Source organism: Roseibium sp. RKSG952, assembly GCF_009711355.1.
The window spans coordinates 1-11,581 of the sequence record NZ_SMMF01000927.1; the positions used below are offsets into that span (position 1 = coordinate 1).

The following is an 11,581-nucleotide window of genomic DNA, read 5'->3' on the forward strand; positions in this document are numbered from 1 at the left end:
TGTGTTGCACTTCGCGCTTGAATTCACTGTGGCGGGCCTTGAGGCGGCTTGTTGGCCGTCCCATTCTTGCCTTCTGTTGCGTGGTACAAGAAAAACGGAAGCGCATCTGAACCTGTTCTTGCGGGGGTATTCATGTTTCGTTCAGCGACTGGCTGTTACCTGTCGTCCAAGTTGAAAACACCCGTCGGGAAGAGCCTCGTGAAACAGTTGATACCCTCGCTTGTCATTGCCCTGTTGTTGACCGCACCGGCGAATGCGGCCTGTTTGTCGCAATCCGAGGCGCGCCAGGCAGTGGCCAGCGGGCAGGCCAGATCCCTCGGCTCGGTGCAGCGGCAGGCGGGCGGAGAGATTGTCAAGGCGCAGCTTTGCCGCGAAGGCGGGCGCTATGTCTATCGTCTGCAGGTTCTGCAAGGCGGCAAGGTGACGACCAAGGTCGTCAACGCCAGCCGCTGACCGGGGAGGGGAGCCATGCGCATTCTTGTTGTTGAAGATGATGCCGATCTGAACCGTCAGCTGGTGAGCGCGCTGACCGAGGCCGGTTATGCGGTCGACAGCGCCACCGATGGCGAGGAAGGCCACTTTCTGGGCGACACCGAACCCTATGACGCGGTGGTGCTCGACCTCGGGCTGCCCTCGCTCGACGGGTTGTCGGTTCTGGAAAACTGGCGCCGCGACGGGCGCACCATGCCGGTGCTTATTCTGACGGCGCGCGACCGCTGGTCGGACAAGGTTGCTGGCATTGATGCGGGCGCTGACGACTATGTTGCAAAGCCGTTTCACATGGAAGAGGTTCTGGCGCGGGTGCGGGCGCTGGTGCGCCGCGCCGCGGGTCACGCCTCCAACGAACTCACATGTGGTCCGGTCCGTCTGGACTTGCGGTCCGGACGCGTCACGGTTGACGGCGCGTCGATCAAGCTGACCTCGCACGAGTACCGGCTTCTGTCCTATCTGATGCACCATCAGGGCAAGGTGATTTCGCGCACGGAACTGACCGAGCACCTGTATGATCAGGATTTCGACCGCGATTCCAATACGGTCGAAGTGTTTGTCGGCCGGCTGCGCAAGAAGATCGGGTCCAGCCTGATCGAGACCATCCGTGGGCTCGGCTACCGTTTGGGAGCCCCCGGTGGCGAGTGAAGCAATCGAAACACTGGCAGGCAGGCGGCGCAAGCCGAAACGTCAGCGCTCGCTTGCCGGACGGCTCGTGCTGGTGGCGGCGGTCTGGTCGGCCCTTGCGCTCGCAATCGGCGGCGTGTTTGTGGTGTCTCTGCACAATGCGGCGGGTGAACGCGCATTTGACGCCCAGCTTGATGTGCATCTGAAGTCAATCCTGGCGGAAATGCTGCCCGATGCGGTGGTCCAGCTGCGCAACAAGGCGCCGGAGATCAAGCCGCCCCGCAGCCTGGGAGAACCCCGGTTCTCGTTGCCGCTGTCCGGATGGTACTGGACGGTCCGCAAGGCGGGTGACGATGACGTGCTGTTTTCCTCGCCCTCGCTGGTCGGCGATCCCCTGAATGTGCCCGAACTCGGCACCGCGATTTCCAGGGCATCTTATGCGACCGGTCCGGGCGGGCGCGAAATCCGGGTGTTGCAGCGGCGGATCGAGTATGACGGCCATACCTATATCATCGCAGTCGCGGCGGCGGCTTCCGATTTCCGCAAGGGCGTCAACGAATTTGCCCGCTCCGTCGCCCTGACGCTGCTGATCATCGGCATTGCGCTGGTCGGAGCGATTTTCCTTCAGGTCAAGGTGGGGTTGAGACCTTTGGTGCGGTTGCGTGAATCGCTGTCGGCTGTGCGCGAAGGCAAGGCCGACCGGATTGACGAGGACCTCCCGAGCGAAATCGCACCTCTGGCAATCGAACTCAATGCCCTGATCGTCTCCAATCACGAGATCGTCGAGCGGGCCCGCACCCATGTCGGCAATCTGGCGCATGGCCTGAAAACTCCGCTCAGCGTGATTGCAAACGAGGCGGCATCCTCCAAGGGACCGTTTGCCGACAAGGTGGCCGAACAGGCCAAAATCATGTCCACACAAATCCAGCATCATCTGGAGCGCGCCCGCATGGCCGCGCAGCGCCGGGTGATCGGGGTTGCAACAGAGGTTGAGCCTGCGCTGGACCGCCTGGAACGGGCGATGGTCAAGATCCATGGGCGCCGTCTTGAAAGCATGACCTCGACATATGCCGAAGGGTTGAAGTTTCGCGGCGAAAAGCAGGACCTTGAAGAAATGGCGGGGAACCTGCTCGACAATGCCTGCAAGTGGGCCGGATCACGGGTGGCTGTCACAGTGCGCCCGGTCGCGGAGGCAGCCCCTGCGCGGGCGATGTTCGAGTTGATCGTTGAGGATGACGGTCCGGGCCTCAGCGAAGACGAATGCAAGGAGGCGGTCAAGCGGGGGCGCCGGCTGGACGAGACCGTGCCCGGCACCGGGCTGGGACTGTCCATCGTTGCCGATCTGGCAGCCCTTTACGGTGGCGATCTGACACTGGGGCGGTCGAAGCTCGGAGGACTAAAGGCCCGGCTGGTGTTGCCGCTTTTGTGAATACAGCATCATTTCCACTGGAGTAAGCTTCGCAAAAGCGATTAAAACTACCCTAGGGACAGGTTGGGTTCGGCGTTTCGGATGCCGGAGTTGTCCGATTTTTGGCGCAGTTCGGCCATAAAGTGCCTGTAGTCGAAATATGGGTGCTGATTCGATTGGGAATCGGCAAGCGTTACGGGGATTTGAATGACATTGCGCGCTGCCGTATCCGCGATTTTGCTTGCTACCGGTCTTTCCGGATGCGGTGCCTTGAGTGCGTCTCAGGGGACGGGCAACAGCTGGGATACGTCTTTTGGCGCCTCGCGCGCCACGGTCGCTGATGACGAGGCGAGCACTGCCATTGCGGTTTTGGTCACAAACGAATTCGGCCAGGCGCTGGATCCCAGTGACCGGAAAGCGGCTGCTGAAGCTCAAAAGCGTGCCTTGCGCGCGCGCGGGACGGGTGCGTCCGTTGCCTGGCAGAACGGTCAGACCGGCCGTAGCGGACAGGTCAGGCCGGGGCCGCTCTATCAGGTCAACGACACAGCCTGCCGTGAGTTCACCCACGAGATGGTCCTCAACGGCCGTGTCTTGACGTCACGCGGAACTGCGTGCCGGGAAGTCAACGGAACCTGGCAAACGATCAGCTGACTGTTCGTCTGGTCTCCAATGAGCTGGCTACAAGGCGCGCTCCGCCGGGGCCGTTCCGGTGTTTCCGGGGCGGTTCATTGGTCTTTCCCACATTATTCGCCGTATTTGTCCCTTGCGCTTCCTCCACTCTCAATATTTGTTAAAGCCTCAAGGCTAGTTTTGCCGGACTGACCCTATTGAAGCCGAAGCGCCTATGGCTACGACAGACTTGGTTTTCCAGAAGATCCGGGCATATTTGCAAGACCTGAGCCCGCAGGCGCTGGAAACGCTCGTCCGGAATCTCGGCGGGGCAAAGGCCCCTGGAGCGCCGGACGCAAATGCTGAAGTCATATTGGCGATTGCAACAGACCTCCTGCGCAAGTCGGGACACGGGAAGGCCGGCGGACTGGATGCCCGGGGTTGGACCGAGAGGTTAAAGCGAGCCTTTTTTGCCCCGCTTGACGGCTTTCTGATTGATGAGGAATTGCCGAACAAACAGGAAGGACGGATCTTCCGGCCCACATTGGACCGGATCTGGATCTGGCTGGAACGTGGAGACCTGGCGGACGGCATCGCACGAGGGATTGCGGAAGCGCAGCGCGGTGCAAATGACGGCCGGGTTGCCGATCTTGCCGGATCGTTGCGGCGGCGCAGTGTTGGCGTGATGGGCGCAGCGCTTCACAATGCCCGCGACGCGGGCCGTGACCGGCGCCGTCTTTCCCTTGAAATGGGCGGCGAACGCGGGCTTGCCGAGTTGCGCGATGTTCATCGGGTGTTCGAGGCCGAACAGTGGCTGGCACCATTTCTGAGCCGGGTTCCGCTGCAACTTGATGACAATCAGTTTCGCCGTGATCCGGCGGTCCTGAAGCTGGTCCGCAAGGTTGGCGGTGTGTTTCCGGGGCACGTACCGGTCATGGCGGCAGCCTTTCTGGACCGGGCCGAGGTCAAGTCCTCGATGTGCAGCTTTGCGGCCCGGCTTGCCGAAAGTGATGATCCGAAAGTGATCGAGGGATCGAAATACGCGCCGTTTGTCGACGTTGTCCTGAGTGAAGCCGAACGTCTCAATGCGGTGGCCGTACAGCACCGGACGGGCAACCCGGACCCGGTCGTCTTTTCTCAGGCTGTCGCCGATTATCAGCGGCTGGTTCAAGGGGTGGAGCGCGAGCTTGATCTGACGATGACCGCCCGCTGGCGCAAGCGTCTGTCGGCGACCAAACGCGCGGTTTCGGAAGTGCTGGAGCGTGAATTGCATTATGCCCACGGGGCGGTGCGCCGGGCGTTGCAGGTGCCGAAACCGGGCCCGGATGGCGCTCTGCAACAGGATCAGGCCAGTATCGAAGAAGCCGTGCGTGCCGTGCGGGTTGTCTCGCTTGCGCGCCGCGCGACTGAAACTCTTGCGGTCAATGATATCGGGGCGCGTACCCGCCAGACGGTTGAACAGACGCTGGAATTCATGACCCAGTCGCTGTTTGCAAACCTGGCAAAAGTCACAGGGGATCAACAGCGCGCGCAGCTCGCCGCGGTCGATGTCGCGATCACGCTTTGCACGATCTACTACGGGAAAGACTACGGGGCGCAGCTCAAGCGCCGCCGCCAGAGCGCCCTGGCCTCGAAACCAGAGGACGGAGGCGAGAAGGCCTCGAAGGATGCGCTTCGGGCCGCACCGCCCCGCGGCAAGGCCGGCGGGCCGGACACAATGGCTTGAGGGTGCTTGTCGAGTGTGTTTTTGCCCGCCCGGTGGCATGCGGTTGTGGACAAGGGTTAAGCATGTGTTTGGCGCGACGGCAGGTCACATCAGGCTCTGCTTGCAATTGACGTTCGACCACTGTCTATAGTGCTCCCATGATACTGTGGATTTTGATAGCTGCCATGACGGCGGCCGCCGCTCTTTGCGTGCTTGTTCCGCTCGCGAAAACGAAGCCTGCTGTGGATGAAACCGCGCCGGGTGCAGCCGATGAAGCGGTTTACCGCCAGCAGCTTGAGGAAATCGAGCGGGATCTGGACCGGGGCTTGATCGAGGCGTCTGCAGCGGAAGCGGCGCGAACCGAAATTGCCCGGCGGCTCCTGGCAGCCCATGACCGGGCCGATACGGGATCGACCGGAACCCGTTCGCCATTTGGCATGCGTGCGGCGCAGGTGACGGCGATGGTGGCGCTGCCGGTATTCGCACTTGGGACATATCTTTATCTGGGCGCGCCTGACTTGCCCGATCAACCCTTGGCCGCCCGGATGACAGTGCCGGCAGAAGACCAGTCGGTGGACGTGCTGGTTGCCCGTGTCGAAAAACATCTGGCCGAAAACCCGCAGGACGGGCAGGGCTGGGCAGTGGTTGCGCCGGTTTACATGCAAATCGGCAAACCGCAGCAGGCAGCCCAAGCCTATGCCAATGCGATCCGGCTCCTTGGCGCCACCCCGCAATGGGAAACCGATCTGGGCGAGGCTTTGACGATCGCCAATGACGGGATCGTCAGTGCGTCCGCGCGCGAAGCCTTTGAAAGAGCGGTGAAACTTGCCCCGGATGCCGTCAAGCCGCGCTATTTCCTTGCGCTGGCCTATGGTCAGGAAGGCAAGACCGGCGAGGCCATTGCGGCTTGGCAGGACCTGTTGAAAGGCGCCAATCCCCAGGAAGCCTGGGTTCCCTCGGCCATTGCGTCACTGGAGCGGCTTGGTGGTGAGGTGCCGGAGCTGGCGGAAGCGCCGCGCGGGCCAGATCAGGACCAGGTTGCCGCAGCCTCCCAAATGCAGGCGGATGACCGCCAGCAGATGATAGCGGGCATGGTTTCCGGACTGGCCGAGCGGCTGGAAACGGAGGGCGGCAGCGTTCAGGAATGGGCGCAGTTGATGCGCGCCTACATGGTTCTGGGGCAGGACGACAAGGCCGCACAGGCTCTTGCCATGGCGCAGGCAGCTTTCGAGGGCGATAGCGGGGCCCTGACCGCCATCAATGACGCTGCGCGGCAAAATGGCGTTATTGCGCCAAACTAAGATCGTGATTTACGCTAGTGTACAAACGGGCTGAGGCCCGTGACGTGAGGGACGGACGCGCAAGATGACGCGAAAACAAAGGCGATTGACACTGATCGGCTCGGCTGGAGCCGTGCTCGCGGTTGCTCTGGGGCTCATTCTGTTTGCCCTGAACGACCAGATCGTGTTTTTCCAAAGCCCCACCGACATCACCGAAAAGGGCGTTCCGGCCGGGCAAAGGATCCGGCTCGGCGGGCTTGTCGAGGAAGGCACAGTGGTACGCTCCGGCAATGCCGAGGTGTTTTTCAAGGTAACGGATACGGTCAATGCGATTCCGGTGACCTATATCGGTATCTTGCCGGACCTGTTCCGCGAGGGGCAGGGGGTTGTCACGGAAGGGATCGTCGGACCGGACGGCGTTTTCGTGGCTGATTCGGTGCTTGCGAAGCATGACGAAAACTACGTGCCCAAGGAAGTCGCCGAAGCCCTGAAACAACAGGGCCACTGGCAGGGCGAAGACTGACGCGTTGAGCATGTCCTGACGGATTTGGATGCGGGCCGGCATGGCTGGATACCCGTCCCGGTGCTCAGGGCAAAAAACGTGGTGGGAGAGGAAACGGAACACCGGCATGATCGTTGAACTTGGACATTTTGCGCTCGTCCTGGCCTTCGCGCTGGCACTTGTGCAGTCGACCATACCGCTTTGGGGCGCGATCAAGGAGGATCAGCGGCTGATGGCGGTCGCCTCTCCGGTGGCCATGTCCATGTTCTTGTTGGTGCTGCTGTCCTTCACCGCGCTGACAATTGCCTATGTGACCTCCGATTTTTCGGTTCAGAACGTCTGGGAGAATTCACACTCGGCCAAGCCGCTCCTGTTCAAGATCACCGGCGTCTGGGGCAATCATGAAGGGTCGCTGCTGCTCTGGGTTCTGATTCTCGTGTTTTTTGCTGCCCTTGTGGCGGCCTTCGGCTCGAACATGCCGGCCTCCCTGCGTGCGGCGACACTCGCTGTTCAGGGCTGGATCAGTGCCGGTTTCCTGCTGTTCATGCTGGCGACCTCGAACCCGTTCAATCGCATCCTCAACGCCCCGATCGAGGGCAATGATCTCAATCCGATCCTTCAGGACATCGGCCTCGCGATCCATCCGCCATTGCTTTATGTCGGCTATGTCGGGTTTTCGATCACCTTCTCCTTTGCCGTTGCGGCGTTGATCCTCGGGCGGATCGATGCGGCCTGGGCCCGCTGGGTGCGGCCCTGGACGCTGCTCGCCTGGGCCTTCCTGACACTCGGCATCGCCATGGGCTCCTATTGGGCCTATTACGAACTCGGCTGGGGCGGCTGGTGGTTCTGGGACCCGGTCGAAAACGCCTCCTTCATGCCGTGGCTGGCCGGGACCGCGTTGCTGCATTCCGCGATCGTCATGGAAAAGCGTGATGCGCTGAAGGTCTGGACCGTGCTTCTGGCGATCTTCACCTTCTCGTTGTCGCTGCTCGGCACGTTCCTCGTACGCTCCGGTGTCCTGACCAGTGTTCATGCCTTCGCGACCGATCCGGCGCGTGGTGTGTTCATTCTTGTGCTTCTGTGCCTGTTTATTGGCGGGTCGTTGTCGCTTTATGCCTGGCGCGCGCCACTGCTCAAGCAGGGCGGTTTATTTGCCCCGATCAGCCGGGAGGGGGCGTTGGTTCTCAACAACCTGTTCCTGTCTGCTGCGACGGCCGCGGTTCTGGTAGGCACGCTTTACCCGCTGGCACTTGATGCCGTCACGGGTGAGAAGATTTCCGTCGGAGCTCCCTTCTTCAACCTCACCTTCGGGCCATTGATGGTGCCGCTGTTGATGGCGGTTCCGTTCGGACCGGTGCTGGCATGGAAACGCGGTGACCTTCTGGCGGCGAGCCAGCGGCTTTATGCTGCGTTCGGCTTTGCCATTCTGGCAGCGTTGTTCACCTTCTGGCTTTGGGGCATGGACCGGGTTATGGCGCCGCTTGGTGTCGGCCTTGCGATCTGGGTCATGGCCGGGTCGATCTGCGAAATCTGGACCCGGGTCCGGCCACGCGAGATTGGTCTCCGGCGCGCCCTGTCGCGCCTTGCCGGATTGCCCGGATCGGCCTGGGGCACGGCGGTTGCGCATTTCGGCGTCGGCGTGACGGTGCTCGGGATTGTGACGGCCTCCGCCTTTCAGGTGGAGCACATCAAGACCATGAAGCCGGGCGACACGGTCAATGTCTCGGGTTATGCGGTCACTTTTGATGGTGCCGCACCGCGTCAGGGGCCGAACTATATCGAGGATGTCGGCCATTTCACGGTGCGCCAGGGCGGTGTCGTGATTGCCGAGATGGAGCCCTCCAAGCGGCTCTACACGGCCCGGCAGATGCCGACCACCGAAGCGGGCATCCACACGATCGGGTTCTCGCAGATCTACCTGTCGATGGGTGAGGGGCACTCGGATGGTTCCATTGATGTGCGGGTCTATTTCAAGCCATTGATCACACTGATCTGGATCGGCTGCGTGATCATGGCGCTCGGCGCGGTGTTCTCGATGGCGGACCGGCGGTTGCGGGTCGGTGCACCGAAACCGTCGGCCCGGCGCAAGGCGCCGACCCAGGTTCCGGCTGCGGAGTAGTGTGATGATCAAGCGTCTTGTGGTTGCCTGCTTGCTGGTCCTGTCTACCCTCTCAGCGCCAGCCCTCGCCATTGCGCCGGATGAGGTGCTGGACGATCCGGCCCTCGAACAACGCGCCCGCGACCTGTCCGCAGAACTGCGCTGCATGGTGTGTCAAAACCAGTCGATTGACGACAGTGACGCGCCGCTTGCCAAGGATCTGCGCGTACTCGTGCGCGAGCGGCTTCTGGAAGGCGATACCAATCAGCAGGTGATCGATTACCTGGTGTCGCGTTATGGCGAGTTCGTCTTGCTGAAGCCCCGGTTCGGGGCCCACACGCTTCTCCTTTGGGCGGCCGCTCCGTTGGCGTTGATTGCGGGTATCACCGCGATTTTCTTTGCCTTGCGCCGCCGGAATGCATCCGGAGCCGGGGTGGCTCCCGGAACGGTGCCTCTGACAAAAGACGAGCAGGACCGTCTTGACATTTTGCTCTCGGAGAAATCCGACACCCGTTAAACGGTGTGTTCACGCGGTCTACAGTCCGGCGTGATTTGCATGACATCTTCTGAGGCTTATCTCTGTCATTCGGGTTATGAGAAAGGCAGGGAGATTTCTGATGGCAACACGTCCGCTGAAGCTGGAGTTTGAAGGCGCGCGTGGCGCGCATCTTGCGGCAAGGCTTGATCTGCCTGCCGGGCCGGTCCGGGCATTTGCCCTGTTCGCCCATTGCTTTACCTGTTCCAAGGACATTGCCGCCGCGCGGCATGTCGCCGGGGCTCTCAGCCGGGAGGGCATTGCGGTTCTGCGCTTCGACTTCACCGGCCTTGGGGGCAGCGGCGGCGATTTTGCTTCGACCAATTTCTCCTCCAACGTGGAAGACCTGAAGCTTGCCGCCGATTATCTGCGCCAGAACTTCGAGGCTCCACAGCTTCTGATCGGACACTCGCTGGGCGGAGCCGCAGTATTGGCGGTTGCCGGAGACATTCCGGAAGTGCGCGCTGTCGCCACGATCGGGGCGCCGTCGGACGCCGGCCATGTCATCCATAATTTCCATGGGTCACTGGACGAGATCCGGGAGGCGGGTGAGAGCAAGGTTGACCTCGGCGGGCGCAGTTTCACCATTCGCAAGGAATTCGTCGACGATCTGGAGGCGCAAACCGTCCGGCGTAAGGTCGCGGAGATGAAGCGGGCATTGCTTGTGCTGCATGCACCACTCGATGAAACCGTTGGGGTTGAAAACGCGACCGATATCTTCCTCGCTGCAAGGCACCCGAAGAGTTTCATCTCGCTGGACAAGGCCGATCATCTTCTGACGCGTGAGGAAGATGCTGCCTATGCCGCACGGGTGATCGCTGCCTGGGCAAGCGGCTATCTGGTCGAGAGCCGGCAGCTGGAAACAACAGAAGTGGCCGATGGCGTCGAGGTTGCGGAAACCGGACTGGGCAAGTTTCAGTCCATGGTTGCGGTGGGCCATCACCGGTTGATTGCCGATGAACCCGCGAGCTACGGCGGTTTTGACAGCGGCCCGTCACCCTATGACTATTTGTCGGCGGCACTGGCGGCCTGCACCGTTATGACACTGCGCATGTATGCGGATCGAAAGGGTGTCACTGTTGACCGGATCAAGACGCGCGTTCTTCACGGCAAGGTGCATGCCGCCGACTGTGAGGACTGCAGTGCGCAGATGCAGGCGCGCAGCGGCAAGGTCGATCGGTTCGAGCGGCTGATCACGCTCGATGGCGACTTGGACCAAGTGACGCGGGCGCGGATGCTGGAGATCGCGGACAAGTGTCCGGTTCATCGGACACTGGAGGCCGGTGCTGCGGTCGTGACCAAAGTGTTGGAAAAATGAATGCGGCAGCACGCACTTCCCTTGGCCGGGCTGTTGGCGGCGGGAGGCGGCCGGGCTCGTTCAAACGCTCCCGGCCAGCATTGCAGGATAGAGCTTTCCACATTACCTGATCATTGAGGCCTTGTTAAAAATCCCGTCTTGGCCTTTGCATGAAACTGGGTGCAGCGAGGCTTCACGATCCAATAAATCGGAGGTTTTGAAGTGCCCGTAGTGCCGTTCCAAACAAAGCCCGCCTTTTATCATGACCGACTATCCGATTTTGTATTCGTTTCGCCGCTGTCCCTATGCCATGCGCGCCAGGCTTGCCATTCTCGTGACGGGTATCGAGGTGGAATTGCGCGAGGTGGTTTTGAAAGACAAGGCTCCGGCCTTTCTGGTTGCATCTCCGACTGCAACTGTTCCGTGTCTCGTAAAGGAAAGCGGGCACGTCATTGACGAGAGCATCGACATTATGCTGTGGGCCCTGGAACAAGCCGACCCACAATTATGGCTTGTGCCGGAGCAGGGGAATTTGCAAGAGGTGCAGGACCTTATCCGTGCCAACGATGGCCCGTTCAAGTGCCATCTCGACCGCTATAAATATGATACGCGGTTCGAAGGCGCGGTGCGGACCGATGAGCGTGCCGCCGCCTCTGAATATTTGCGCAAGCTCGACCAAAAACTCGACGGCCGGCCGTGGTTGTTCGGAGCCCGGGCCTCGATTGCGGACTACGCGATCCTGCCCTTCGTGCGGCAGTTTGCCAACACCGACAGGGATTGGTTCGACGCGCAATCCTGGTCCCCTCTGAAACGCTGGCTGGCGGCGTTTGAAGGCTCAGATGCATTCCTTAGCGTGATGTCAAAATACAGGAAATGGAGCGCCGGGGATGTGCCCCTGATTTTCAAGGGTGACGTAGGGGTTTTTATTACAAAATATTAATGGTTCGGATAGAAGCCTGTAAGGCGCGAATCCTTAACTTCCTTAAAGAAAGCGGACATCTGCAATAAACAGATCCGCTCCTTAACATAAG

The 11,581-nt window shown here is 61.0% G+C and carries 11 protein-coding genes; all 11 read left to right on the forward strand.

Translation table 11 applies throughout. The annotated features are described in order from the left end of the window. The first annotated feature begins 198 nt into the window (after positions 1-198). The 11 genes from E1297_RS23295 to E1297_RS23345 all read left to right on the forward strand — a co-directional run bounded on the left by E1297_RS23295 (position 199) and on the right by E1297_RS23345 (position 11,490). Positions 199-453: a hypothetical protein gene (locus tag E1297_RS23295; protein WP_209015951.1), complete on the forward strand. Its 255-nt coding sequence runs from the start codon at positions 199-201 to the stop codon at positions 451-453. A gap of 15 nt (positions 454-468) precedes the next feature. After that, the gene (locus E1297_RS23300; protein ID WP_155142777.1) at positions 469-1,137 is read left to right on the forward strand and encodes a response regulator transcription factor; all 669 of its coding nucleotides are present in this window, start codon (positions 469-471) and stop codon (positions 1,135-1,137) included. Continuing rightward, on the forward strand, positions 1,127-2,545 hold the full coding sequence (locus E1297_RS23305) for an ATP-binding protein (RefSeq protein WP_368669656.1): 1,419 nt from the start codon (positions 1,127-1,129) through the stop codon (positions 2,543-2,545). Before E1297_RS23300 ends, E1297_RS23305 begins: the two co-directional genes overlap by 11 nt. Positions 2,546-2,731: 186 nt before the next feature. After that, complete coding sequence (locus tag E1297_RS23310; protein WP_155142779.1) at positions 2,732-3,175, forward strand: RT0821/Lpp0805 family surface protein; 444 nt, start codon at positions 2,732-2,734, stop codon at positions 3,173-3,175. 193 nt (positions 3,176-3,368) lie between these two features. Beyond that, a complete protein-coding gene (locus E1297_RS23315; protein WP_155142782.1) occupies positions 3,369-4,859 on the forward strand; it encodes a hypothetical protein in 1,491 nt (496 codons plus the stop codon). A 137-nt stretch (positions 4,860-4,996) separates the two neighbouring features. After that, entirely contained in the window at positions 4,997-6,139 is a 1,143-nt protein-coding gene (gene ccmI / locus E1297_RS23320; protein WP_155142784.1) for a c-type cytochrome biogenesis protein CcmI, read from the forward strand. A 64-nt stretch (positions 6,140-6,203) separates the two neighbouring features. Beyond that, positions 6,204-6,641, forward strand: a complete 438-nt coding sequence (gene ccmE / locus E1297_RS23325) for a cytochrome c maturation protein CcmE (protein ID WP_155142786.1) — start codon at positions 6,204-6,206, stop codon at positions 6,639-6,641. 106 nt (positions 6,642-6,747) lie between these two features. After that, positions 6,748-8,739 (forward strand): heme lyase CcmF/NrfE family subunit, encoded by a 1,992-nt coding sequence (locus E1297_RS23330; protein WP_155142788.1) that lies wholly within the window; start codon positions 6,748-6,750, stop codon positions 8,737-8,739. Between the two features lie 4 nt (positions 8,740-8,743). Further along, a complete protein-coding gene (locus E1297_RS23335) occupies positions 8,744-9,235 on the forward strand; it encodes a cytochrome c-type biogenesis protein (protein WP_155142790.1) in 492 nt (163 codons plus the stop codon). 100 nt (positions 9,236-9,335) lie between these two features. Further along, positions 9,336-10,571: an alpha/beta fold hydrolase gene (locus E1297_RS23340; RefSeq protein WP_155142792.1), complete on the forward strand. Its 1,236-nt coding sequence runs from the start codon at positions 9,336-9,338 to the stop codon at positions 10,569-10,571. Between the two features lie 241 nt (positions 10,572-10,812). Then, complete coding sequence (locus E1297_RS23345; RefSeq protein WP_155142794.1) at positions 10,813-11,490, forward strand: glutathione S-transferase; 678 nt, start codon at positions 10,813-10,815, stop codon at positions 11,488-11,490. Positions 11,491-11,581 lie beyond the last annotated feature (91 nt).

Bases quoted from the DNA above. Each gene is read 5' to 3' on its own strand.
- ccmI (WP_155142784.1), top strand. From the start codon at position 4,997: ATGATACTGTGGATTTTGATAGCTGCCATGACGGCGGCCGCCGCTCTT.
- E1297_RS23345 (WP_155142794.1), top strand. From the start codon at position 10,813: ATGACCGACTATCCGATTTTGTATTCGTTTCGCCGCTGTCCCTATGCC.
- E1297_RS23340 (WP_155142792.1), top strand. From the start codon at position 9,336: ATGGCAACACGTCCGCTGAAGCTGGAGTTTGAAGGCGCGCGTGGCGCG.
- E1297_RS23335 (WP_155142790.1), top strand. From the start codon at position 8,744: ATGATCAAGCGTCTTGTGGTTGCCTGCTTGCTGGTCCTGTCTACCCTC.
- E1297_RS23300 (WP_155142777.1), top strand. From the start codon at position 469: ATGCGCATTCTTGTTGTTGAAGATGATGCCGATCTGAACCGTCAGCTG.
- E1297_RS23315 (WP_155142782.1), top strand. From the start codon at position 3,369: ATGGCTACGACAGACTTGGTTTTCCAGAAGATCCGGGCATATTTGCAA.
- ccmE (WP_155142786.1), top strand. From the start codon at position 6,204: ATGACGCGAAAACAAAGGCGATTGACACTGATCGGCTCGGCTGGAGCC.
- E1297_RS23310 (WP_155142779.1), top strand. From the start codon at position 2,732: ATGACATTGCGCGCTGCCGTATCCGCGATTTTGCTTGCTACCGGTCTT.
- E1297_RS23330 (WP_155142788.1), top strand. From the start codon at position 6,748: ATGATCGTTGAACTTGGACATTTTGCGCTCGTCCTGGCCTTCGCGCTG.